Raw genomic sequence first — 22,329 nt, forward strand, 5'->3', positions numbered from 1 at the left:
TCAGTTATGAAGAAAAACGAACAACAACCCACGATGACTGCTGATACTCTCAGGGAGCAGTTGATAGTCTTCGGTTTCTCGGAAAAAGAAATCGACGTGTACTTCGTCGCACTTCGGCACGGCGAGGCGACCGCCAAGGAGATTTCCGACGATTCGGGCGTCTCCATTCGCTACGTCTACGACGTCGGCGAGCGGTTGGCCGACCGCGGCCTCGTTAAACTCAACGACCACGCGAGCCCTACCACCATCCGGGCGCTCCCACCGAACGAAGCGATCGCCGGGCTTCGTGGAAAGCTCGAATCGCTGGAGTCCGGTCTCGACGACCTCTACTCGGCGACCGAACCGAAGACCGCACAGTTCGACATCATCAAGTCCCGCCAGACGGTTCTCAAGCGAATCCGAACGCTGATCGACGCTGCGGACAGCGAGGTCGTCCTCTCGGTCCCGGCGACTGTCGTACCGGACCTACGGGAGACGCTCACCGACGCCGTAGACCGTGACGTGCTGGTGTTGCTGTTGGTCAGCGGAAGTAGTATGCGCGGAACCGAGATCATGTACAACCAACTCGAGGGAGTGGCGAGTGCCGCCCGCGTCTGGGCGGAGGACGTTCCGGTGATGCTCTCGACCGACATCACCTCGGGACTGCTCGGCCTGCACGAGATACTCACCGGGTCAAACGGCGACAACGAAGCCGTCGCCGTCACCGAACAACAGCTCGCGGCGACGATAGCCGGGTCGTTTCTGAGCAACTACTGGCCGATGGCCGAAGAGGTGTTCGTGACCGACCCCGCCACCCTGCCCCTGACGTACCGCAACTTCCGGCACACGGTGTTACAGGCGGTCTTGCACCGCCGCGCCGGGAACCGAATCCGTGCTCGCATCGACGCCCGAAACGGCGTCGAACAAGACGAGACGATAACCGGCGAGGTGGTCGACGTCAATCAGGCGCTCGTGTTGCCGCCGACCAACTCCTTCCCTATCGAGAATAGCCTCATCGTTCGAACCGACGCGGGCGAGGTCAGCGTCGGCGGTCCGGGGTCGTTCATCGAGGACTACGAGGCACGGGAAGTGACGCTCCTGGAGGCGGAGTGACGACGTGTTCGGGAGAGTGCACCCGGACGTGAGTCGATGACCACCTCGCCGTGGCGGATTCTGCTGACGCTCAGTAGCATCTTGCTCGTACTCCTGCTGTTTACGATTCCGTTCTTGACCCCCGGCACCGCATCGTACGTCGTCGCTCTGCTGAGTCTGGGCATGCTGGCCGTTACCGCGGTCGGTGCCGCGATACTGCTCCGAATCGACTGGAATCCCTTCTGAGCGCGCCGGCGGATGTCGTGTCGTTCGTCGTCCTCGGCCAGGGTTGGAGGTTCGAACGACCGCCAACCTGACAGTCGAATCATCCGTGGATTCCGTCCCCGCACAGGGGGGCGTGACGGGAGTAGTGTCTGATGGTGGCTCACCACTGACCGGCGATGGAGTGCCACGCTCACGTGCTCCGTCGAAGACGTCGTTCGAGACAGACTCGCGAGAATCGTTCTCCGTCGGTTCGAGCGCCGGACGGAATCGGGTGAGAGTCGCGACGCGGCCCTCGTCGTCAGTTTTTATCCGGCATCGTCGAGTGCCGAGACGTGCCACCCATGTCCGGCCGAGACGACGGCATCGTCGAGACGCCGCTCGTACTGCCCCCGCTACCGCTGTCGCGTCCGCTCTCGTCGTCGGACTCCTCTTCGTCCGATTCTTCCTCGGTCTCTTCTGTCTCCTCGTCCGCGCTCTCGTCCTCTCCGCCAGCAGCGTCGAACAGCGACCGGAGTTCTGTCAGGCTCTCCTTGACCGACGAGGACTCCTCGTTTTCCTCTTCTTCGGTTTCCGTCTCCCCGTCCCCGTCACCTTCTGACCCTTCGCTGCTTTCCGTCTCGTCGCTCTCCGTTTCGTCCTCCTCGCTTTCCGTCTCCTCGTCGCCTTCTGACTCGTCTCCTTCACTTCCCTTCTCGCTCGTCTCTTCGTCGGAGTCACCGGTCGACAACACCGAAGACAGCAGGTCGCTCACGCTTCTGCCGTCGTCGCTGGACGTTCCATCGCCGCCGATGCGTTCGAGTCGGTCAATGCGCTCCGTTTCGTCGAGAGTCGACCACTTCTCGGACAGGTCCGCTAGCTCCAGGAGGTTTCGCAGACCGAGCACCGCGTCGGCGTCTGCATCCTGTATCAGTATCGGAAGCTCGGGGGGAGCGACGTCGTCCGATACGTCCTCGAATCCCGCGGCCGTGAGCAGTTCGTCGAGCGATGCGTCGTCGACCTCCTCGGCGACGGCGTCGGCGGTTTCGCGCACGGCATCGGCCTTCTCGTCCGGCAACTCGCCGTCCTCGACGGCGTCGAGTGCCGTCCGGACCCGGTCCATCCCGTCGGCGAGGAGCTTTTCGAGGTTGGATTCGTCGTTACTCATCGTTCGAGTGGGCGTACGAGCGTCGACTGTCGTGCTGTACTTTACTCCTCATCGGCATCTTCGTCCTCGCTCGTCTCCGACTCGTCGTTGAACTCCTCGACGATGGCATCGACCAGTTCGTCGTGTTGCAGGTTTGCCTTGACGTCGACTTCCTTCGCGAGGGACTGAAGCTCCGAGTACTCCATCGTCTCGAGGAGGTCGCGGTAGGTCTCCTCCCGTATCGCCTGCACGTCGTCGGGGTCGAGGTCGCTCGCGTCGACGGTCGAAGCAGCATCGGTCGCCTCGTCTGTGGATTCTTCGGCGGCGTCGCTCGCTTCGTCCGCTCCGTCCTCGACTGTCTCCTCGGCCATCTCCGCGGCCTCCTCGGCGGTCTCTTTCGCTTCGTCGAGCGTCTTCTCGGCAGCTTCTCTCTGTTCGACGTATCCCCGAAGCGCGTCCTCGATGGGTTCTCGGAACTGCGGTTGGCTCAGCGTCCGCCCGAGTGCTACGACGAACGCACTCGCCAGGCGGCCGAACGATGAGCGGTCGCCCTCGTCGTCCCGGAGACCGAGCTTCGAGGCGACTCGCCCGACCACGACGCGCCCGAGTTGGCGTCCGGCGAGCGCGCCGACCGATTCGCCGAACGTCCGTCCGAGCGACGCCCCGTCGACCTGGTCGCTCACGCTATCGCCGGATACTAGCGAACCGACGTCGACCTGGTCGGTCAGTTCGTCGGTGACCGCTTCTTTCGGGCTTGGTGTGTCGCTCATGCGTTCTCACCTTCGTCGGTTTCGGTATCGCCGTCGGCCGCCTCTTCCTCGTCGTCTCCGTCGTTCCCGTCCTCTTGGTCCGTGTCGCCGTCGCCCGATTCGATTTCGGCCGTGGATTCGAGGAGCGAATCCAGGAGCAGGCCACCGAGGAGGCCACCGAGCCACCCGCCGAGATTTCGACCGACGAACCCGCCGACGGTCGCACCGAACGACTCCGCCGAGGTCTCGTCGTCAAACTCCCCATCGAGCGACGTGTCCGCGAACACTTCGTCGAAATCGATGTTCCGGATCGCCTCTCCGATGTCGAGCGGCGGAGTGTCGTCGCTCATGCTTCGGACTCTGCTCTGTCAGTGGATTCCTCGCCGAACATCTGGTCTACGAGTTCCTTTAAGAGCGTCGTCAGCATCTCGTCGAGCGGGACGTCCGCCAGCGCGTCGCTCATGGAGTCGCGGGCGGAGTCGACCGCCGACGAGACGGAGCCGGAGCCAGAGTCCGACGAATCCTCCTCGTCCGAACTCCCGCCGACCAGGCCCTTGAAGAGGCTCCCGGAGAGCAGGTTCCCGAGGAGGCCACTCGAACCGCTCCCGAGCAGGTTGGCGACCCCCGAGAGCAGGTTCCCCAGCAGGCGACCGGGGCCGCTTACCGCCGTCACGTCCAACTTCACCTCGTCGAGGTCGACTTCGAGTCCGAGCAGGTCGAGGAACAACCCTTCGAGGTCGAGGAACAACACCGTCGTCTCTCCCTCCTCTCGGTATCCGTACTCGTCAGACCCCTCGCTCTCCGTTTCTGCTGTCTCGGCTTGCGATTCTTCCGTCTGTGCTGCCGAAGACTCCCCGTCGCTTTGCTCGTCGGCGGTCGATTCGCCGCTTTGCTCGTCGTCCGATTCTTCCGTCTCCTCCGGTGCACTCTTCTGCTGTTGCTCGCCACCGTCGGGCATCAACCGCTTCCCGTTCGCGGAGTCGTCCGTACTGTCGTGGCTGTCGGAAGCGATGTCGTTCTGACCCTGGCGGCACGCGTCGCTGCGCTCGGTGTTTTCTGACATAATGACCAACTTGATTTCAAATGGGCCGACTGCAACTAAGACGTTCTGGCTATCTACGCAAGCAACCCTCGACGAGTCACGTGTCGAAAACTGTATTTAATCGTCACTTAAATCGCGGTCAATCGACGCATGCATCCGATTTCTGCGTCCCTAATTCGTTTTTCCTTCACAACAGGTAATCGAGCATACGTTTTTTCGGGGATACCTGTTCGAGTCGCGTCGACGTGCAGGAACAGAGTCCACATCCGGATGGTGTGGCCGGGATGGCTAAATAACGCTTCACATGGCCGCCGATAGGTTCTCGGGTCTCGTGTGGAATCGATACCTGTAGGGAGAAGACGCACGGCCGAGGTTGGCTCGTCGCACAGCCCTCTGACGCTCGCCGTCGTTCTCCCTGTGCCATGCAGCCCCTTCTGGTCGTCTCTTCGTCGGTCGTCGCGGCGATTTCCGGGAGACGGTGCTGTTTCCGGATTCCGACCGGTTCACTCTTCGGCCGTCGACCGCTCGACTGTAAAGAGGTCGTCGTCGGTCAACACCGTTCCGACGCGACCGTGCCACGCTTCACTGAACGCCTCACGTTCCGCCACTGTCGCTGTTTCATCGAGGAGTTTCTGGAGGTATCGACCTGCGCCACCGGCCTCGGGAACGTCGCCGACGTGGTACGTGACTCGAACGGACTCGTTCGTGTCTGTTCTGGTGAAGACGAACGTCGGGCCGTCTTCCTTGATGTCGCCGAAGCGGAGCAGGTCCTTTCGGCTCCCGTACCCGCCGGCCAACCCGCCGAACCCGTCTTCCTCGGCCGCCCCGACCACGTACGAGACGAGCCGTGCCATCACGCCGTAGGTGGGGTCGTCTTTCGGCCCGCCAGCGAGAACGTCGACGTCTCCACGGACGGGATACCCGTCGGGATAGAGCGCGTCGAGACCGAGTTGGACGATGCGGTAGGCACCCGATGCGGTGGGACACGAGTGCCCGGCTATCTTCACGACGTCTGCGTAGCTGATCACGAACGGCTCGCCGGGTTCGAGCACCGTCAGCACCTCTGCTACCGGGTCGCGGATTCAAATCGGCTCGACGTTCTCGTGTTCGGTGCGCCAGTTCGCTCGGTCGGTTTCGTTCGTCGTCTCGTTCATGATTTGGAATCGGAGTCGAATCTCAGTACCGCAGGAGTCGCATCCCGTTGAGGATGACGAGGAGGACGCTTCCCTCGTGGACGAGCATCCCGCCAGCGAGATGGACGGCATTCGTCAGGACGCCCGCGAGGAGGAGCGTGACGGTCAGCACGGCTATCCCGACGTTCTCATAGACGTTCCATCGGGTCGCCTTGCTCAGCGTGACGGCGTCGGGGATTCGCTCTAGGTCGTCGGCCATCAACGCCATGTCCGCCGTCTCGATGGCGGTGTCCGTGCCGGCAGCGCCCATGGCGATACCGACGTCGGCAGTGGCGAGCGATGGCGCGTCGTTGATGCCGTCTCCCACCATCGCAACCACGTGGCCGTCGGCCTGGAACTCGCGGATGATACGCTGTTTGTCCTCGGGGAGGAGTTCGGAACGGGCGTCGTCGATGCCGACCGCTTCGGCGACCGCAGCGGCAGTTCGCTCGTTGTCGCCGGTCACCATCACCGTCCGCAGACCGGCGTCTTTCAGTGCCGCCACGACGCGCGGCGCGGCCGACCGCACCTCGTCGCGGAGCGCGATGACGCCGATCACGTCGCCATCGAGGACGACGTGCACGCCAGTCTCGCCGTGGGATTCTCGCTCGCGGACGTACCCTGCGACGTCGTCCGGAACCGTGACGCCCCGGTCGTCGAGAAGCGCCCGGTTCCTGACGACGATCTCCCGGCCGTCGTGGTGGGCGACGACGCCTTTGCCCGCGACGACGTCGAAATCGTCCGGGCCGGGTATCGGCGTCGCTCCGACGGGGCACCGCCAGTAGTTCGTCGGTCTGTCGACGCTCGTGGACGACCGACTCGCTCACCGCCGTCGGTGACGGCGTCGCCGGGGCCGTCGAGCGACCGGGCGGCGTCGAGGATGGCGCTTCCGAGGTGGTGTTCGCTTTTCTTCTCGGCGATGGCGGCGAGACGGAGCGTGTCCTCGGCGTCGTAGCCGACTCCCTCGACGCTCGCGACGGTGGTCTCTCCCTTCGTGAGCGTTCCCGTCTTGTCGAAGGCCACGACGTCGATCTTCCCCGCCGTCTCCAGGTGTTCGCCACCTTTCATGAGGACGCTCTTGCGCGCAGCGTTTCCGATGGCGGAAACGACGCTCACCGGCGGTCCGATGACGAGGGCACCGGGACAACCGATGACCAGCAAGGTCAGCGCCAGGAGCGCGTCCTGCGTGAGGACGTAGGCGACGGCGGCCAGTCCGACGATCGCGGGCGTGTAGTACCGCGCGAAGCGGTCGATGAGGCTCTCGGTTGGTGCTTTCGCCTCCTGTGCTCGCTCGACGCGGCGGATGATCCGCTGGAGGGTCGTATCCGACCCTGCTCCGGTCGTCCGGACCTCCAGTGCACCCGCTTGATTGATCGTTCCGGCGTACACTTCGTCGCCGGAGGCCTTGTGAACTGGCGCACTCTCTCCGGTGACCGGCGCCTGGTTGACGGCGCTCTCCCCGTCGACGACCCGACCGTCGACCGGAATCTTGTCGCCGGGGCGGACGACGACTATCTCGCCTCGTTCGACGTCGCGAGCAGGTACCTCGACCTGCTCTCCGTCGCGACGAACCAGTGCCGTGTCCGGCGTCATCTCCAACAGTTCCTGCAGGGCGTTGCGCGTCTTTCGCATCGTCCGCCCTTCGAGATAGCTTCCCAGCGAGAACAGGAAGACGACTGCCGCCGCCTCCCAGTACTCGCCGATGGCGATCGCACCGATGGCTGCTAGCGTCACCAGTGTCTTGATACCGAGGGTCCGACTCCGAACCTCGTGTACGGCGGTTTTCCCGATGTCGTACCCGCCGACGACGGTGGCGAGGACGAGCACGCTCGCGCTGGCAGTGCTGAAGGTCGTGAAGTAGCCGACGCTCCACCCGACGGCGTACAGGAGGCCACTCGCCGCGGTGACGATGGCCGTGCGATGTCTGTGGTAGTATCGTCGCTAACTCATCGTAGACTCCGGGTCAGGCGGGTTGAGGGGTGTATCCTCGACTCTCGATGGTGGACTCGAACTCGGTCGGGTCGGCGTGAGCGGCGTCGTACTCGATTTCGACCCGGCCCGTGGTGTAGTGTACCTCGACGCGTTCGACACCGGCCATCTTCGCGAGCGCGCGCTCGACGGTACTCGCACAGGTCGGACAGTCGAAGTCCACGACGCGGAACTGTGTTGTTTCGCTCATCTTTTATCTCCACGTTCGAAGAGGGGCTCTCGCCCTTTAATTATTGCTCAAATGATATGTATGTGTGCAACGACGCACCGTCGAACCGGTACGACCGTTCGTCTAGGGGGTTCGGCTGAACACCTATACGACGCGCTTCCCTATCTTCGGTATCGATGAGTGAGTTCACAGCCGATGTTCATTTGAAGGACATCGCGGTTCGAGATACGAACGTTTCTGACGCCGTCGACGAACCGTTTCGGGCGATGATACTGGACATGCTTGCCGACGAAGCGACGACGATTCGGGAAATTCACGAAGCATTCGCACGGCAAGGTTTCGAACGAACGGAGAACACGATTCGACACCACGTCAACGAACTCCGCGACGCCGACCTCATCGAAGTCGAACGGCTCGAAGAGCGACGAGGCGGCACGACAAAATACTACCGCGCGACCACCATCGTCCTCTCGTATACCCTCCCTCCTGGGGCGGACGAACCGGTCGACGAGATGGCCGCACACGTCGAATCGGCGGTCGAGGACGTCGTCACACGCCTCCTGTCGACGTACGACGACGAGATAGAAGACATCGTCTCGGAGATGGCACCCTGTCAGCACTGCCAGACGCAGAAATACGAGACGTACCTCCTGTTGACCGTGCTCCGACGGGCGTTCGTCCGTGCACACGCCCGCGACGCGCGAGCATCGTCGACCGACGACTGACCTCGCGGCCAGATTCCGATACTGTCGACCGCCAACTATATTTCTCCTGATTCCAATCGTTCGAGAACTAACGATTCGAACGCTTATTTGAGTCGCGACCAGTCATGTCCAGAACGAACCTACTCCCTCCCCTCCGATGAATCGGAACACTGTCCGCCTGCTGGCGGTTGTCTTCGCCCTCGGTCTCCTCGTGCATCTCTTCGGCGGGCGTTACCTTCGAGCGGAACTCGCCACCGCGAATCTCGGACTGGTCGCGGTCGGTTTCGTGACGGTGTTGCTCGCGCTCTTTTGCTGGAGCGAAGCGATACGACGACTCCTCGATGGGACCGCGACGCCCGTCCGAGGCTGGCGATTCAGAGGGGCCTATCTTTCGAGTTTCTTCGCGAAACAGGTCATCCCGATCGGGCGAGCGAGCAGTCCGTTTCTCATCGCGTACATCGTCTCGTCCGAGACCGAGGCGGAGTACGACCGAACGCTCGCCGTTGCGTTTGTCGTCGAAGTGCTCAACGCCATCGCGTCGCTCGGTCTCCTGTTCGTCGGCCTCCTCACGCTCGTCGTCCGGGGCTATTCGGTCACGACGCTCGTTTCGTTCCCGACCGTAGAGACGGTCGCTTTCCTCGCGGGTATCGTTCTCGTGACCTCGCTTACGGTCTACCGGTACGGGACGATACTGTGGGGTGCCGTGCTGTCGTTCGTCTCTCACGTGGTGGTACTGGCCGACACGCTGTTCGGCGGCAGGACACGGCGACTCAAACTCACGTTCTCTCCGGTACGAACGCGAATCCGGTTGCTCCGGAACACCGTCAGAGCGCAGTTCGACTCCTACTCGAACGAAGTGAGTGTGGTACTCGACCACCGACGGGACGTGGCGTTCGCACTCCTGTTTTCGCTCTTCGGGTGGCTCTGTTTCTGTCTGCCGTTCTACGTGAGCTTTCTCGCGCTTGGGCGACGAATTTCGTTGCTCGTCGCGTTCTTCATCGTTCCGGCGAGCGGTCTCGCACGGATGATTCCAGTTCCGGGTGGACTCGGTGGCGTCGAAGTCGTCCTCGTCGCGATGAGCATCGCACTCGTCGGAATGGACGCACAACTGGCCGGAGCGGGCGTGTTGCTCTATCGACTCGTCACCTACTGGTTCGTCCTCGCCGTCGGCGGCATCTACTCCGTCGTCGTTCTCGACATCCGACAGCTTCTGTCGCCACGACGTGACACCGCCTGAGACGCGTCCCGGCCGCTACGGCGATTTGATGTATCCGTACCCCAGTTGCTGGAGGCGGGCGAGTTCACCGACGCCGGACGGCACCGGTTCGACACCCGGGAGCAGGTCGTCTTCCGTGAGACCGAGGTGCTCCATCGCGTTCTCACAGGCCCGGAAGGTGACACCCCGCTCCTGGAGCATCGCGACGATGTCGGCGAACTCGTTGTCGTCGGTCGGCGGCGTGTACACGAGGACGCCCTTTCCGTTCGCCAGGAAGACGAGGTCGTTGACGGGAACCGACTCGTCTTCGAGCAAGTTCTTCGCGTTGTGCAACGCGTGTTTCTGGTCCATCGTCTCGCCGCTCGAGAGGTGGATGACGGTCTTCGTCTTCGGTGTCGGTCGTGCCGCCCGTTGGTCGTCCTGTCCCTTGGCGCCGACCGATTCGCTTCCGAGTAACAGTGCACCGAGCGTCCCTGCTGCCGAGACGAAACTTCTTCGTTCCATACATTTCTACAGACACAACGGATTGGAATATACTTTGGTCACGTCGTCAGTCCGCGAGAACAATGGCAACGTATTTCCGTTCGATTCGGAGATGCGTGAAAACGGTAGTGGATGACGTCGATAGCGTGCTCACGCTCGCATCGAGGACGTCGGTGTTCGGCGCTCGGACCGCGAATCTCGGCGTGGGCGGCACGACGCAGCGGGCGGGGCTGTCTACGGCACGCGGCGTCGAGCGTCACGATTCGCCAGCATGCAGGTGCTTCGGGAGGGGGGACGAATAACTGTCGTCTCCCCATCAATCGTCGGTGGTTGTGTTCGCCTTCGGTTCCGCGGGTGCGGTGTAGTTTCCTTTCGTCGGGTGGGTCTCTTTCATCCAGACGAGGACGATGCCCCCCGAAACGAACATCGCAACGGCAGTGACGTAGAACGCCGCACGAATCGACACGGCGTCCGCTGTAACCCCGATGAGTATCGCCCCGAATCCGTAGCCGGCGTCACGCCACATCCGGTAGACGCCGAGGCCGGTCGCTCGCCACGTGGGGTGGGCCGCGTCGCCGACGACCGTGATGAGGTTGGGATAGAGCAGTGCCATTCCGAGACCGGTGACGCCCGCGGTGACGAGCCAGAGCCAATAGCCGTCTACGACCGCCGTTGCGAGGACGCCGAAACCGGCGACGAACATCCCGGCGACGACGGGTGGTCGGCGTCCGACGTCGTCGGCGAGTTTCCCCGTGTAGAGCTGGAGAACCCCCCAGACCCCACCGTAGACGCCAACGACGACGCCGACCTGCGCGACGGACAGACCGACCGTCGTGAGATAGAGCGGATAGACGATCCAGACGAGGGCGTCGACGAACTTTTCGATACTTCCGGCCTGCGACGCCGCGAACAGCGTCTTGTCGCCCCACGTCGCCCGTTTCAACACCGCGACGAACGGCAGGTCGGCGTCCGTCTCGTCGGCCTCGCTATCTGCTTCGGCCTGCGCGTACGGCAGCGTCTCCTCGACGAACAGGACCGCGACGACGAGACCGAGGACGACGACCCCGGCGAGGAAGTAAAACGGCGCTGGCCGCAAGCCGTATTCGGCCGCGATGACACCGGTGACCCACGCACCGACCGCGACGCCACCGTAGCCGAGTGCTTCGTCCAGTCCGACGGCGAGACCACGCGCGTCGCTTCCGGCGAGGTCGAGTTTCGCGTTGACGCTCATGCTCCACGCTAGCCCCTGATTGATACCGAGGAGGACGTTCCCCAGCGTAATCCACCACCAGTTCGGAGCGTAGACGAGAATCACCGGGATGGGAAGCGCGAAGAGCCACCCCGCGATGAGGATTGGCTTGCGCCCGTAGATTTCCGCCCACTTGCCGCCGTAGAGGTTGAGCAGCGCCTTGACGAAGCCGAAGCTCACCACGAACGACCCGATTATCAGCAGCGACTCGACGCCGAGGACGTCTCGTCCGAGTATCGGGACGACGTTCCGCTCTGCGCCAATCGTGAGACCGACGGCGAACACCGTCAGAAGCTGGAGCGTGAACTGCTTCCAGTTGGCTCGAATCCCCTGCTGGTACTCACTTCTCATCTCGTCTGCACTCCGCTCCGAACTCGCGTCCGGTCGCCACTGTCGCTCCGTCGGCGGTCAGTCATCTGTCGTGCTAGCATCTTCGCCGTCACTGTATATGAGTAATGCCGGTCATGTCCGGTACCGTTTTCTCCGCCCGGACGAATCACTTCGTATGAGCCTCTATCAGGCCTCGTTCCGGGTTCGTCACGACTGTCCGTACCGGGACCTCTCCGAACAGTACCCCGACATCACCATCCGAGAGTGGTATCTGAGCGACTGTCAGGTGCTCGAAATCACTGCGACGGAGGCACCTACGGACGACCTCCTCGACCGGATTCGGCGACTCGGAACGGTACTCCACCAGATGGTCGACGACGACGGCCTGCACGTCGTCACGCAGTCGTGTCTCTGCTCGCTGGAGGGGTCGCTCGTCCAGCGCTTCGAGGAACACGACTGTCTCTATCAACCCCCGACCGTCCACCGACAGGGGTGGGAACACTACACGGTCGTCGCCTTCGACGAGCGTGACGTTCGAGCGCTCCTTCGGGACCTGGACGCCGACCGGGACGTGGAGGTGTTGTCGAAGACTGCACTCGACGAACGACGGATTCCCCATAGCCTGCTCACCCCCGCCGACCAGCTGTTCGATGGACTGACCGACCGCCAACTCGCGGCCCTTCGACTCGCACTCGATACCGGATACTACGAGCAGCCGCGTCGAACGTCGATTCGAGAACTCGCCGCTCGAACGTCGGTGTCGCGGTCGACGTTCGAAGAGCACCTCCGGAAGGCCGAAAACAAGCTCGTCACGGGGGCGGGACAGTTCCTCCGGTTACTGACCGCTACCGGGTCTGAGAACCCGCTCGGTGTCGACGGGGAGATGGCCGAGACGTAGCGTGAGCACTGCCGGGAGAGACCGACCGCTCCGTTTTCTCCGACCGCAGGACGACTGATACTCAGTTCCGGGGGTCGACGACCTTCCGACGGCCCCGGATGGCAGTCTCGACCCGAAGCGTCGCCGTCCGATTAAATATCGCCTCGCATGACTACCGATAGATTCTCCCGTTTCCCCTCGAATCAAAAGGTGTAGGGAGAACACGCGGTATCGTCGCCGAACCGTAGCTCAGAGCTTCGTACCACCCATCGACATTCTCCCTGCGTCCTACTCCTCCCCTTCGGCTGTTCAGTTGTCACCACTCGACCGACAGACCCGTCTCTCCCGAGGATTTTTCTCGACGGCGTCCCTCTGGTGGCCTCGTGCAACTCACCGTGTACGGTCCACTCAGGGGTGTGACGGGTTCGAAGACGGTCACGCTGGCGTTCGATGGTGGGTCTGTCGAAGACGCCCTCTCCGCGCTCGTCGAGCGCTATCCTCGGGCACGAAAACAGCTTTTCACCGATGGTGAGACGCTCCGACCCAGCGTCCGTCTCTCGGTCGACGGGGACAGAGCCGACCTCGACGACGACTGTCCACCTGACGCCGAGCTAACCGTGTTTCCGGCGATGCGAGGTGGATGACGACCACCTCTCGGTTACGCGATCAGAGGTCGTACTGGGAACGGACGAGGTGAGCGAGACCACGCTCCTCCAGCCGTTCCATCGGCGCGAGCATCGTGAGCTGGACGATTCCGGGGAGTCGTCCGACCTCGACGCCGCCGGTGAACGTGCAGCGCGCACGAACTTCGCCTTCGCTCATATCGAGCAGTTTCCCCGCTCGTTCGAAGGCGTTCTCCGTCGCGTCGTTGATCGTCGCCCCACTGCCGATTACCTGAATCGGCCCCATCTCGTCGATTCGGTCGACACCGTACTCGTCGGCCAGTTGCTGGCCCCGGTCGCGCTCCTCTTGCGTGTGGGGTTTGCTGATGTGCGGGAGGTCCGTTTCGTTCGGGAGCAAGAGCGGTCCGTCGATGTCGAGTCCTTTGATTACCTCGACGCCGAGTTCGGCACGCCCACTCACGTCCGTGGTGTGCAACGAGAGTTCGCCGTCCCCCTGGTTGGCGTGCATATCACCGACGTACACGCCTCCACCGTCGACCTTGACTGGACAGATGAGGATGGCTCCCTCCCGAACCGCGTTGATGTCCATGTGGCCGTCCGTTCGCGCTTCGAGTTCGGTTTCGTCCGCGAGTCCCCAGTCGTGTTCGGCTCCGATGAGGAACTGTCCGAAGTCTCCGGCGTTGTGCGAATCTGGCATCTCGATCGGTGGCGTCGTCCCGACGTTCCCGATGAACGGTCGGAGGTGCCCGAGCGTCCCCGGCATCTCGGCGGGTTTGTAGAGCACGATGGGGTGCTGTCGGGAGTTCTCGGGGAGCGCCATCACTTCGTCGGCCCTCTCGGCCAGGTCGTCAGCACCACGGTCGCCGACGGTGAGACCTACCGACCGGTCGTCGTCGAAGACGACCGTGTAGCCGTATTCGAACCCGAACGACGACGCGTTCGCACCACACTCCGCACAGCGAATCGCGTCTTCACCCGTTCCTTCCACGACGCTCTCCGGCCACTTCGCACCACACTCGGGGCACTCGTGGTCGACGAACGGGTCGTCGCCGAACGCCCCCTCGCGTTCGGTCATGCTTCCCGTACTCGTCGCGACGCTGGTCACCTCTATCCGTTCGATTTTCAGCGCGATAGCGTCGCCGACCGTCGCGTTCTCCACGCGAATCGGCCGTGTCACCTCGTGTCCACCCCGGAATTTGGGGGTAATCATCGGTCCCCAGCAGGCCGGCGGCGTGTGCGTCTTGATGGTGCCACCGTCCGCTACCGTCCCGACCCACTCCTGGTCCGGACCGACGAGCCCGAGCGTGTACTGGTCGACCGAGAGTTCCTGTGTGAGTTCTTGCTGTGCCATCGTATCCCGTACTCTGTTCGCCTCTCAGCATCTTAAACAATCGTGTAGTTTGTCGCCTCCCACGAAGGGTACTCACGGAGACGGTTTCGCCATCCGCCAGGGGTTCAGTGGTCTGTCCGCTCCGGTTCGTACACGAGAACGGTGTACGGACTCTGGACGACGACCAGATACTCTTCGACGGTAAATCGAACCTCTACGTCGCTTCGTTTCTCCGCGCTCGCCTCGACGATCTGGTCGAGCGCATCCGGTTCCAGGTATTCGTAGAGGGTGAGCGTCGTCTGGCCGGACGACGCGGTGACTGCGGTCACGGCGTCGGCGACGCTGAGACTCGGCGGACGTGTTGGATCCATCGTGAACGGAGCGACCAGCGTATACTGCTGGACGCCATCGCGGCCCGGTTGCTCCGTTTCCGCAGCGAACCAGTTGGCTGTCTGGATGGACATGGTTCTATATTGGATACCATTTACTTGAGTAATGACTCATTATGTCTCAATTTAGCGGTCTGCGCTGCCGAGAATCGAGACGAGAGAAACGACGTTTCTTCCCCGCCGGGCGAACGGTACTCGATCTGTTTCCCGCAGATAGAAACCATCAGTCTCTCCACGTCGTTCGTACCTCTCTATCGTGATTATTCGGCCACGTCGCCCTGCCCCCGACTCCCAGCGGTGAACGCCACCTGATACCGTTCACAGCACTATACCGATGCTGGCAACTTGGTCGAAGCCGATGCTTCTTACTGGTTCGCCGGTGCTCGATAGTCTGTTTTGTTGTTCGATTCTGACTGTCACAATTCTCTGTCGATTCGAATCTACACTCCATTTTCGACGGGATATTCGCACCGGAGTGTCGCGGAGCAACACGAGAACGAGCGAGTACATACCGACAATACTCCGGGAATTCACCGTACAAAAGGGGGTGTAGACTGCCGTTTTCGATATCCAAAAGAGACCGCTCACGCGGGGGCCTGCGCACCATCACGCGATGCGCCTTCACTGCCGAAATCCGACTCTAAAGACGCTCTCTATCCAATTTCTCGTCGAAGTGACTGTCGAGGTGTCTGTGTCTCTTTTGTCTAACCATTGACTGGAAAGAGGATTCGACGGAACACCCCCGGATTCTATGGTCAAATCGCGTGTTTCAGGATTTTTGACTCCCCCGCTTTGTGCCGCCATCAAAAATCGATTATTCGGTATCTACACCTCATCTCTGTGGGGAATTCGGTGGAATTCTCGTCCCCGGTTGATAGTTATTCCGAGGCAATCAAGACGGTATTCGACTATCTTAATATCGGTACAACTCTGTTGCGTCTGGCGATTCTCTCATTTTCAAATCCGAATTTTGGTGTGGATTTATTAACTCGAATTCGGCGATAGGAGGCTTCTCGTCGCCGGTTTCGAATCGCGACTAAGCGTGCACCGCTGTACATCCCTTTCCCAAAGCATCTCGTTCGTTATTTCTCCCACGACAGGCCTTCTCCCGGTCGATTATCGGGGTGTACGCGAACGGAGTGCGTCCGAGCGTCGCTCTCGGCCGTTCTCATCGGCTGTCTCGGCTCTTCGGTGGGGTGTAAGCGATTTCCTTCCTGCCAGAAATTTCATCCTCGCATCGACTGGCCGTGACCGAATTCACATTCGTCAGTCACCCCCTGCGCAGGTGAGTACCGATCGTTTCGACAGTCACCACCCTGTCGACCTGGACGACCGCGTGTGAATCGTGATAGTCGAGGTGGGTGCGGTCTCGCGGTCGTCTCCAGGTCTCGATACCGATTCTGTCAGTGGTTCATTTCTGCGAACGAGTCATCGACGTACTGTGTGCGGTATCGTGACCACGACCACAGTCGCCGAGGACTACCCCTTCTATCCTCGCTGTTTGCATACTCCTCAACCCCCTTTGTTTCCGGTGCAACTCGGACGTATCGTCGCTGCGCACCCGTGATGTGAGGCTAGCTGGCCTCGTAACGCGGGGCGTTGTAGCATGGACTGATGCTTCGTCCGTCATCTCGACCACCGCGAGTTGATTATCGCGCGCCTGCAGGGGTGCAGGCGCGCATCGCCGGGCCTGCGAGATACCATGGCTTGGAACGAACGATACCATCGAGTAGCAGACGCACCGACGATCGAATCGAACGCCACTCTTCCCACTTCTCGGGGAGGGAACGGAGAATGAGCGAGTTTCCCTGCCCGACGTGTGACCGGGTGTTCGACACGCAGCGCAGACGGCGTATTCATTACAACAAAGCGCATGATGGACGGTTTCCGAACCGTACGTGTGCGGCTTGTGGATCCAAATTCTACTGCGAATATAAGAAGAAATACTGTTCTGCGACGTGTCGTGAACAGAATACGTCCAACAAGGGATCGAACAATCCGAACTACAACGGTGGCAAAACCGTTGGGACGTGCGAACTCTGTGACGTTACCTTCGAGTACTATCCCTCAGAGAAGGAGGGACGCTACTGCCCGGACTGTGTGCAAACGGAGGATTGGCAAACCCCACCAACGGCTGTCGGCGAAGACAATCCGCGGTGGAATGGTGGCAAACGGCAGGTCGACTGCGTCATGTGCGATACCACCGTCGAGCGATATCCGAGTAACATCGGTGATGTTGTCGTCTGTAGCGAAGGATGCCGTCGAGATTGGCTCTCCCAACGGTTCAGTGGATCGAAGCATCCGAATTGGAAGGGTGGTGGCAATCCAGAATACGGCACGGGATGGAACGAGGTTCGCCGGGACGCCCTCGAACGTGATGGCCATCGGTGTCTCGTCTGTGAAACGACTCGGGGAAAAACTTGGACGAAATCCCGACGTCCATCACATCGTCCCGGTTCGCTGGTTCATCAAGTCAGATGACCACACTCTCACAGACGCCCATTTCCTCGACAACGTGATCTCACTCTGCAGTAGCTGTCACCGTAAAGCCGAGTATGGGACGATTTCGCGGGATGAACTCCTGACGCTAATCGGAGCTGAATAACGACAATCGAGCGAACGCCATAGAAGGATTTACACCGGCCAAATGGCCGTGTAAGACTTTATTTCGGATAAGGTCCAGGTGCGAGAATCGAACCCGCGTCCCAGCCTCCACAAGGCTGGAGGATAGTCCACTACCCCAACCCGGACACGCATCCTCTCGTAAACGGGTGAGATTAAAATACGTTTCGGAAGGAGGCGAGACGGCTGGCGATTTTCGGGCTGTGAACGAATATCACTCCGCTGCGGCCTCTGGATTCTCCAGTCGAAACCGAAGGGTTTGCTGGTCTTCGAACCGTGGTCCCGACCCGAGGTGTTCGAACCCGACGTCTTCGGCGACGTCGGCGGTGTCCGTTTCCGCTTCGGGCAGCAACATCTCCACGGTCATCTCCTCGTTTTCCGCGAATCGGATGGGTTCGTCCAGCAGGCGCTCGCAGGCTGATTCCGACCCGAAGAGGTGGGTGACGTGAACAGTGTCTTTGTAGGCGTCGAAGCCGACGAACCCCTGGATTTTCTCGTTGGATTCGGCGACGCAGACCGTCCGGTCGTGGACGACGTTGCTCATCACTTCCGTCGGAACGTCGGCGAGTTCGGCGAGGCGTCCGCCGTCCGACTCCATCGCATCTCGGACGTGCATAGTGGGCATTGTCACCCCGTCACATTAATTCTTCATGCCGAAGTACGCCCCCACTTCAATCCGGCGTGGTGGCTCCGGCGGGTAAAGGAGGGTCTCAGTCCGAGGCGAAACGCCGCTGTCGCCGCCGACAGTCGGTGTCTGCACCGAACTTGCAGGCGGAAATGAACGAAACGAGATCCGTAACTATCGGTATTTATTTTCTTCTATATCATAATACTAAATCATCTAAATATTAAATGTACTACAAAATTAGCGATTACATGCCGCAATTCTCGAGTTTTGTTTCTTCTTCACGGAACTGCAAGGGCGGTGTACGGGTAGTAAGCATCCGTTCTAGGCTAACTGGAGAAGAAGCAGAGACCGCCAGCTGTTAGCGGTATGAAACCCGGTGAGGAGATGAATGAGACTCCCACCGGATTCGGTAATAGAAGAGCGGTTGGTGAAGACGTTTCCGAATACCCGGCTGCGCGAGCTGGCTCGCGCAACCGGGTTGATCCAACGCGATGGCGGGAAACTGGAGGCTGATGCCTTGTTTTGGTCGCTTACACTCGGGTTCGTTACCGGCCACTATCGAACACTCGAAGAGTTCCGTCAGGAATACATCGACACCTTCGGCGGAACACTTCGTTACTCATCGTTTCACGATTGGTTTACTGAGCGACTCTGTGCGTTTCTCCGAGAGGTCCTCAAGGAGGCCCTTGAGGACCTCGAACAGCAGGAAGACCGTCTCCAGGGTCGATTCGACCGGTTCCGTGAAGTCTTCATCGTCGATATGACCGTGATAACGCTGTATCAGTCCCTCTTAGGCGTGTTTCCAGGGTAGAGTTCGACCGCTCTCGCGGCCACGGCGACTGCGGCGCCGAACGGAAGCGGCCAGGGAACCATCGCCATCCAATCGCGGGTTATCAGTGCCGGTAACGACGCAACGACGGCGAGAAGAAGCGAGAACCCACCCCAGAGGAAAGCACCCGTGAGAAGACGCTCGGCGGCCCATAGCGTTACTATCGCTACCACAACCCATCCAACGATGGCATTGACGCGTTCGCTCCTCACGAGTGCATCGAGAGCCATTGTGGACCATTCGGTGCGGTAAGCCTAAAATCTGTAGCTGGCTTCGGTGTCCTCGGAGACGGCGTAGTAGGAGTGAACGGAATGTGCGTACTCCCCTTCGCCCGACTCGTCGTTGAACGGGACCTGTCGCCCCGGAATCGCGCCTTATTTTCCGGAAGACCGGCTGATTGTTGCAGGTACAAGAAGTGTGTCCTTCGAACGGGAGAACGCCGACGGGTACCGACCCGCTCTTTTTCTGGTTGGAGACGCTAGTGCGAGTCGATGGCACACGTCGATATCTTCCGTGGCTTCGCTCGGGTGACGGCGACACGGAGTTATCCACACTGTCGAGGAAATCCCGGGGGCAACGCATGAGAGAAGAGACCATCCTCATTCTCCTCATGGGGCTGTTTTTGCTCCTCCTGTTTCTCGTCGGCATCGTGAGTGACGCAGTTGCGACGGCGATGCTTCTGGGAGAGACGGGAGGAGAGTTCGTCCAGTCTCCACGACCCCGAAGCAGGACTTCTTGAGAATCTGACTGTGCGTGAGTGAATACGGTGGCAATGAACTCGCTCGAAAAAGGAACCCGTCTCGTCGCCGGTGTCCTGTAAATCCTCGCCAACGGGTTCTTTGTCGCTATCGAATTCGCACTGACGTGTGCTCGGCAGTTCAGCGAGGAGGAGTTCACCGGTGGTGGTCACAGAGCCTTGGAACGAGCCTGGGAGATGACGCACAATCTGGAAATCTATCTCACAACCTATCAGGTCGGTAACACGGCGTCGAGTATCGCAGTCGGAACCGTCTGCACAGGTCGAACTGACGTCCAGTCCTCCCAGAACTTATTGTCGGTCTTGTTCACTTCTCTTCATGAGCGACACGCTACCCGAAGAGCGGTCATCGGAGCCGGTCACCGTCGACTCGATAGCAAGCGACCTCCGTTCTCTCGGCGTCGAGGCCGGCCAGACGGTACTGGTCCACAGTTCGCTTTCTTCTCTCGGCTGGGTCTGTGGTGGCGCGCCCGCCGTCGTCGATGCTCTCCAGCGCGTCGTGGGTAAGAGGGGAACGGTCGTGATGCCCACCCACTCACCCGGAAACAGGGACCCGACCAACATGAACAACCCTTCAGTCCCGGACTCGTGGTACGAAACCGTCCGTGAACAGATGCCCCCGTACCGCCCGGCCGTCACACCCACTCAGGGGGTGGGTGCGGTTCCGGAGTGCTTCCGCTCGTATCCGGACGTCCGTCGGAGCGCCCATCCTCAACATTCGTTCGCTGCGTGTGGAACCGATGCCGAGTTCGTCACCGAAGACCACTCGTACGACTACTCGCTCGGTGACGAGTCGCCGTTGGCTCGCGTCTACGACCTCGACGGGAAGATACTGCTTCTCGGCACGTCTCACGCAACCAACACGTCCCTCCACCTCGCCGAGTATCGGGCTGACCTCGACGTCGATACCGAGACCCGTGCCAGTGCGGTGCTGGTCGACGGGGACCGAGCGTGGGTGCACTGGGAAGACCTCGATGTCGACGACGAGGACTTCCCCGAGTGCGGAGCCGCGTTCGAACGCGCGTATCCCGACGCCTTCGAGGCGGGTCGCGTCGGGGTTGCCGACGCGAAGCTCTTCCCCCAGCAGTCGCTCGTGGACTTCGCGGTCGAGTGGTTCGAGTCGAACCGCGAGTGAACGATATTCCCGCCGAGCGACGTTCGAAACGCTGAGTTCGAGGAGCCCGAGCGACCGCTACGCGTCGTGTACTCACAGACTCCGACTGTACTGATGGGATACTGTCACGAACGACGTGCTGACTCGATGGAAATTCTGCTATATCCAGAGAGCGTGAGCAAGGTATGAGGCACAAGAGACCGAGCTGTATTCGGCGGCGAAGACCGCGCGATTGTTGACTGGTCCACGTGCGAAGGAAGCCGAGACCTGGGCGTGACAGCCCGGGTGGCGCTCGCTGCGCCAACCGGGAAAGCCCGAATACGTGAATCTCTTCCTCACGCACTGGTGCCTCAGCGGTGCGACCTGCAGACCACCAGAACGGTCGATTTCCTGCATGATTACGGGGAGATGCTCGATCACCCCGGCCTGATCACCTAAGCGACCGAGAGGGAGTAAGGGGAATCAGCCGCCGGAAGCAGGAGCCACAGCTACCGCATTCACGTGTCCACCGCCTGCCGGTTGAGGAGAGAGCAATTGTATTGACCTCTGGTGATTTTCTCATCCAATGGCAACGCGAGTGTTCAGTCAAAAGAGTAATGCAGTCGGCCGACCGTTACTTCACTCGCAGAATTTCCATACGTGAATACAAAGGGTGTCTTCAGCACTCGAACACCGGTAATTCCTCGGGTGTTCGGTGAACTAGTCAACCTGTCGGGCGATGACCGATACACTCGCTTGTAATGGCTGGCGTAAACGTTTGGGAGTACCTGTTATCGACCACAAAGCTATCCGGCTGGAGAGCCAAAATTCTAGGATGGCAGACGATAAGCGCGGTCGAGACAAGCAAGCACACGACGCTGAGAGACGCCAGCAAGAGCGTGAGATCGCCACAGAACTGGAGCGCGGCGACGAAATAGAACCACCGGTGGATGCGGAGGAACTCGCCGATTTTGAGGCGGACCTCGAAGAGCTGACATTCCCGGCGACGGGGATCGAGGTCGTCGAGGCGATCGGCGATCGTGAGATCGAATCGGTCGAGGGAAGCTACAGTATCGAAGAACTAGTACCGGAGACAGACGAGGAGACGTTCGACTCTCCAGCTGCCGTCCGGGTGCAGGTACAGCGGCCGACAGTTGCCGCGGCCATGAAACGGGTCGTAGAAGCCAGCAAGACGCTTCGGAACACGGATTTCAGTTGGACACAGCGCAAAGCATACGAGAAGACGTTCCAGGAACTCAAAGCGATCGACGCCGATGACGACGATGAAGGGATTCAAGCCATCAGTGACTGGATTGTCGAGCGAATCCGCGACAAAGAAACGCTCCCGACGTCCCGGGCGGTACGCCGAGAAGCGGCGAAGTTCTGTCGGGCGAACGGATATCAGATCCGAAACGACGAGTGGCTCGGGATATAGACCGACGATCACGGGGCGACCGTGGCAACGACTGCTGTCAAGCTCCAAGCGTAACCGATACGCGCCCTCTATCCAGTAACGGGATGTTCTCTTGCGAGAGGCGTCTTATCTTGTGGTAGCGAGAAAACCCCGTGCTTTAGCGCGGGGTTGAATCGCGTTCGTTTAGCTGGGCATTTGCACGTGTGTCGCCCGGCTGTCTGTCCTACTTAAGCGGTCCGTCGGTG

General features: G+C 60.8%; 22 protein-coding genes, 1 tRNA gene and 3 pseudogenes. 12 read left to right on the forward strand and 14 right to left on the reverse strand.

Features of this window, described 5'->3' with window-relative positions; translation table 11 throughout:
• Positions 1-33: 33 nt before the first annotated feature.
• Both ACR3FF_RS14385 and ACR3FF_RS14390 read left to right on the forward strand, forming a co-directional pair.
• Positions 34-1,092 carry a TrmB family transcriptional regulator gene (locus ACR3FF_RS14385; RefSeq protein WP_458188780.1) on the forward strand — a complete coding sequence of 353 codons (1,059 nt, stop codon included), beginning with the start codon at positions 34-36 and terminating at the stop codon, positions 1,090-1,092.
• Between the two features lie 36 nt (positions 1,093-1,128).
• Complete coding sequence (locus ACR3FF_RS14390) at positions 1,129-1,317, forward strand: hypothetical protein (protein WP_458188781.1); 189 nt, start codon at positions 1,129-1,131, stop codon at positions 1,315-1,317.
• Positions 1,318-1,594: 277 nt separating this feature from the next.
• On the opposite strand, the gene ACR3FF_RS14395 is transcribed toward ACR3FF_RS14390, so the two are convergent.
• The 7 genes and pseudogenes from ACR3FF_RS14395 to ACR3FF_RS14425 form a co-directional block, all read right to left on the reverse strand.
• A complete protein-coding gene (locus ACR3FF_RS14395) occupies positions 1,595-2,440 on the reverse strand; it encodes a hypothetical protein (RefSeq protein ID WP_458188782.1) in 846 nt (281 codons plus the stop codon).
• A 41-nt stretch (positions 2,441-2,481) separates the two neighbouring features.
• Positions 2,482-3,189: a hypothetical protein gene (locus tag ACR3FF_RS14400; protein WP_458188783.1), complete on the reverse strand. Its 708-nt coding sequence runs from the start codon at positions 3,187-3,189 to the stop codon at positions 2,482-2,484.
• Positions 3,186-3,518 (reverse strand): hypothetical protein, encoded by a 333-nt coding sequence (locus ACR3FF_RS14405; protein WP_458188784.1) that lies wholly within the window; start codon positions 3,516-3,518, stop codon positions 3,186-3,188. Before ACR3FF_RS14405 ends, ACR3FF_RS14400 begins: the two co-directional genes overlap by 4 nt.
• On the reverse strand, positions 3,515-4,231 hold the full coding sequence (locus ACR3FF_RS14410; RefSeq protein ID WP_458188785.1) for a hypothetical protein: 717 nt from the start codon (positions 4,229-4,231) through the stop codon (positions 3,515-3,517). The genes ACR3FF_RS14405 and ACR3FF_RS14410 overlap by 4 nt, the downstream gene beginning before the upstream one ends.
• 482 nt (positions 4,232-4,713) lie before the next feature.
• Positions 4,714-5,364 (reverse strand): annotated as a pseudogene (locus ACR3FF_RS14415) (hypothetical protein).
• Positions 5,365-5,386: 22 nt separating this feature from the next.
• A pseudogene (locus ACR3FF_RS14420) lies at positions 5,387-7,293 on the reverse strand (heavy metal translocating P-type ATPase).
• Between the two features lie 52 nt (positions 7,294-7,345).
• The gene (locus ACR3FF_RS14425) at positions 7,346-7,561 is read right to left on the reverse strand and encodes a heavy-metal-associated domain-containing protein (protein WP_458188786.1); all 216 of its coding nucleotides are present in this window, start codon (positions 7,559-7,561) and stop codon (positions 7,346-7,348) included.
• A gap of 155 nt (positions 7,562-7,716) precedes the next feature.
• Between ACR3FF_RS14425 and ACR3FF_RS14430 the strand changes: the two genes are divergently transcribed.
• Both ACR3FF_RS14430 and ACR3FF_RS14435 read left to right on the forward strand, forming a co-directional pair.
• Positions 7,717-8,265, forward strand: a complete 549-nt coding sequence (locus tag ACR3FF_RS14430; RefSeq protein WP_458188787.1) for a winged helix-turn-helix domain-containing protein — start codon at positions 7,717-7,719, stop codon at positions 8,263-8,265.
• Positions 8,266-8,401: 136 nt separating this feature from the next.
• Entirely contained in the window at positions 8,402-9,481 is a 1,080-nt protein-coding gene (locus tag ACR3FF_RS14435) for a lysylphosphatidylglycerol synthase transmembrane domain-containing protein (RefSeq protein WP_458188788.1), read from the forward strand.
• A gap of 15 nt (positions 9,482-9,496) precedes the next feature.
• Here ACR3FF_RS14435 and ACR3FF_RS14440 read toward each other — a convergent pair whose 3' ends face one another.
• Together ACR3FF_RS14440 and ACR3FF_RS14445 are read right to left on the reverse strand one after the other, a co-directional pair.
• Positions 9,497-9,964, reverse strand: a complete 468-nt coding sequence (locus tag ACR3FF_RS14440; protein ID WP_458188789.1) for a DsrE family protein — start codon at positions 9,962-9,964, stop codon at positions 9,497-9,499.
• Between the two features lie 295 nt (positions 9,965-10,259).
• A complete protein-coding gene (locus tag ACR3FF_RS14445) occupies positions 10,260-11,543 on the reverse strand; it encodes an MFS transporter (protein WP_458188790.1) in 1,284 nt (427 codons plus the stop codon).
• A 154-nt stretch (positions 11,544-11,697) separates the two neighbouring features.
• Here ACR3FF_RS14445 and ACR3FF_RS14450 point away from each other — a divergent pair, with 154 nt between their 5' ends.
• Both ACR3FF_RS14450 and ACR3FF_RS14455 read left to right on the forward strand, forming a co-directional pair.
• Entirely contained in the window at positions 11,698-12,420 is a 723-nt protein-coding gene (locus ACR3FF_RS14450) for a helix-turn-helix domain-containing protein (protein WP_458188791.1), read from the forward strand.
• Between the two features lie 362 nt (positions 12,421-12,782).
• Positions 12,783-13,043: a ubiquitin-like small modifier protein 1 gene (locus ACR3FF_RS14455; protein ID WP_458188792.1), complete on the forward strand. Its 261-nt coding sequence runs from the start codon at positions 12,783-12,785 to the stop codon at positions 13,041-13,043.
• A gap of 22 nt (positions 13,044-13,065) precedes the next feature.
• Here the strand turns inward: ACR3FF_RS14455 and ACR3FF_RS14460 are convergent, their stop codons facing one another.
• The gene (locus ACR3FF_RS14460) at positions 13,066-14,373 is read right to left on the reverse strand and encodes an acetamidase/formamidase family protein (protein WP_458188793.1); all 1,308 of its coding nucleotides are present in this window, start codon (positions 14,371-14,373) and stop codon (positions 13,066-13,068) included.
• 104 nt (positions 14,374-14,477) lie between these two features.
• Positions 14,478-14,816 (reverse strand): HalOD1 output domain-containing protein, encoded by a 339-nt coding sequence (locus ACR3FF_RS14465; RefSeq protein WP_458188794.1) that lies wholly within the window; start codon positions 14,814-14,816, stop codon positions 14,478-14,480.
• A 2,242-nt stretch (positions 14,817-17,058) separates the two neighbouring features.
• Between ACR3FF_RS14465 and ACR3FF_RS14470 the strand changes: the two genes are divergently transcribed.
• Entirely contained in the window at positions 17,059-17,346 is a 288-nt protein-coding gene (locus tag ACR3FF_RS14470; protein ID WP_458188795.1) for a hypothetical protein, read from the forward strand.
• Between the two features lie 72 nt (positions 17,347-17,418).
• Here the strand turns inward: ACR3FF_RS14470 and ACR3FF_RS14475 are convergent.
• Positions 17,419-17,491, reverse strand: a tRNA-His gene (locus tag ACR3FF_RS14475).
• A gap of 86 nt (positions 17,492-17,577) precedes the next feature.
• On the reverse strand, positions 17,578-17,979 hold the full coding sequence (locus ACR3FF_RS14480) for a hypothetical protein (RefSeq protein WP_458188796.1): 402 nt from the start codon (positions 17,977-17,979) through the stop codon (positions 17,578-17,580).
• Between the two features lie 400 nt (positions 17,980-18,379).
• On the opposite strand from ACR3FF_RS14480, the gene ACR3FF_RS14485 reads away from it, so the two are divergent.
• Positions 18,380-18,802, forward strand: a complete 423-nt coding sequence (locus tag ACR3FF_RS14485; RefSeq protein ID WP_458188797.1) for a hypothetical protein — start codon at positions 18,380-18,382, stop codon at positions 18,800-18,802.
• On the opposite strand, the gene ACR3FF_RS14490 is transcribed toward ACR3FF_RS14485, so the two are convergent.
• Positions 18,772-19,050 (reverse strand): hypothetical protein, encoded by a 279-nt coding sequence (locus ACR3FF_RS14490; RefSeq protein WP_458188798.1) that lies wholly within the window; start codon positions 19,048-19,050, stop codon positions 18,772-18,774. The two genes, ACR3FF_RS14485 and ACR3FF_RS14490, sit on opposite strands and share 31 nt — an antisense overlap.
• A gap of 350 nt (positions 19,051-19,400) precedes the next feature.
• On the opposite strand from ACR3FF_RS14490, the gene ACR3FF_RS14495 reads away from it, so the two are divergent.
• The 4 genes and pseudogenes from ACR3FF_RS14495 to ACR3FF_RS14510 all read left to right on the forward strand — a co-directional run bounded on the left by ACR3FF_RS14495 (position 19,401) and on the right by ACR3FF_RS14510 (position 22,105).
• Entirely contained in the window at positions 19,401-19,559 is a 159-nt protein-coding gene (locus ACR3FF_RS14495) for a hypothetical protein (protein ID WP_458188799.1), read from the forward strand.
• A gap of 81 nt (positions 19,560-19,640) precedes the next feature.
• Positions 19,641-19,832, forward strand: a pseudogene (locus tag ACR3FF_RS14500) (DUF21 domain-containing protein); the annotation flags it as partial.
• A 64-nt stretch (positions 19,833-19,896) separates the two neighbouring features.
• A complete protein-coding gene (locus ACR3FF_RS14505) occupies positions 19,897-20,712 on the forward strand; it encodes an AAC(3) family N-acetyltransferase (RefSeq protein WP_458188800.1) in 816 nt (271 codons plus the stop codon).
• Between the two features lie 793 nt (positions 20,713-21,505).
• Positions 21,506-22,105, forward strand: coding sequence for a DUF5789 family protein (locus ACR3FF_RS14510; protein ID WP_458188801.1), 600 nt, complete (start codon positions 21,506-21,508; stop codon positions 22,103-22,105).
• Positions 22,106-22,329: the final 224 nt, after the last annotated feature.

Source organism: Haladaptatus ordinarius (assembly GCF_054177595.1).

Coding starts and splice junctions, on each gene's coding strand:
- ACR3FF_RS14480 (WP_458188796.1), bottom strand. CDS start 17,979: ATGCACGTCCGAGATGCGATGGAGTCGGACGGCGGACGCCTCGCCGAA.
- ACR3FF_RS14390 (WP_458188781.1), top strand. CDS start 1,129: ATGACCACCTCGCCGTGGCGGATTCTGCTGACGCTCAGTAGCATCTTG.
- ACR3FF_RS14400 (WP_458188783.1), bottom strand. CDS start 3,189: ATGAGCGACACACCAAGCCCGAAAGAAGCGGTCACCGACGAACTGACC.
- ACR3FF_RS14495 (WP_458188799.1), top strand. CDS start 19,401: ATGAGAGAAGAGACCATCCTCATTCTCCTCATGGGGCTGTTTTTGCTC.
- ACR3FF_RS14445 (WP_458188790.1), bottom strand. CDS start 11,543: ATGAGAAGTGAGTACCAGCAGGGGATTCGAGCCAACTGGAAGCAGTTC.
- ACR3FF_RS14405 (WP_458188784.1), bottom strand. CDS start 3,518: ATGAGCGACGACACTCCGCCGCTCGACATCGGAGAGGCGATCCGGAAC.
- ACR3FF_RS14490 (WP_458188798.1), bottom strand. CDS start 19,050: ATGGCTCTCGATGCACTCGTGAGGAGCGAACGCGTCAATGCCATCGTT.
- ACR3FF_RS14385 (WP_458188780.1), top strand. CDS start 34: ATGACTGCTGATACTCTCAGGGAGCAGTTGATAGTCTTCGGTTTCTCG.
- ACR3FF_RS14425 (WP_458188786.1), bottom strand. CDS start 7,561: ATGAGCGAAACAACACAGTTCCGCGTCGTGGACTTCGACTGTCCGACC.
- ACR3FF_RS14395 (WP_458188782.1), bottom strand. CDS start 2,440: ATGAGTAACGACGAATCCAACCTCGAAAAGCTCCTCGCCGACGGGATG.
- ACR3FF_RS14435 (WP_458188788.1), top strand. CDS start 8,402: ATGAATCGGAACACTGTCCGCCTGCTGGCGGTTGTCTTCGCCCTCGGT.
- ACR3FF_RS14440 (WP_458188789.1), bottom strand. CDS start 9,964: ATGGAACGAAGAAGTTTCGTCTCGGCAGCAGGGACGCTCGGTGCACTG.
- ACR3FF_RS14430 (WP_458188787.1), top strand. CDS start 7,717: ATGAGTGAGTTCACAGCCGATGTTCATTTGAAGGACATCGCGGTTCGA.
- ACR3FF_RS14485 (WP_458188797.1), top strand. CDS start 18,380: ATGAGACTCCCACCGGATTCGGTAATAGAAGAGCGGTTGGTGAAGACG.
- ACR3FF_RS14465 (WP_458188794.1), bottom strand. CDS start 14,816: ATGTCCATCCAGACAGCCAACTGGTTCGCTGCGGAAACGGAGCAACCG.
- ACR3FF_RS14510 (WP_458188801.1), top strand. CDS start 21,506: ATGGCAGACGATAAGCGCGGTCGAGACAAGCAAGCACACGACGCTGAG.
- ACR3FF_RS14505 (WP_458188800.1), top strand. CDS start 19,897: ATGAGCGACACGCTACCCGAAGAGCGGTCATCGGAGCCGGTCACCGTC.
- ACR3FF_RS14460 (WP_458188793.1), bottom strand. CDS start 14,373: ATGGCACAGCAAGAACTCACACAGGAACTCTCGGTCGACCAGTACACG.
- ACR3FF_RS14410 (WP_458188785.1), bottom strand. CDS start 4,231: ATGTCAGAAAACACCGAGCGCAGCGACGCGTGCCGCCAGGGTCAGAAC.
- ACR3FF_RS14450 (WP_458188791.1), top strand. CDS start 11,698: ATGAGCCTCTATCAGGCCTCGTTCCGGGTTCGTCACGACTGTCCGTAC.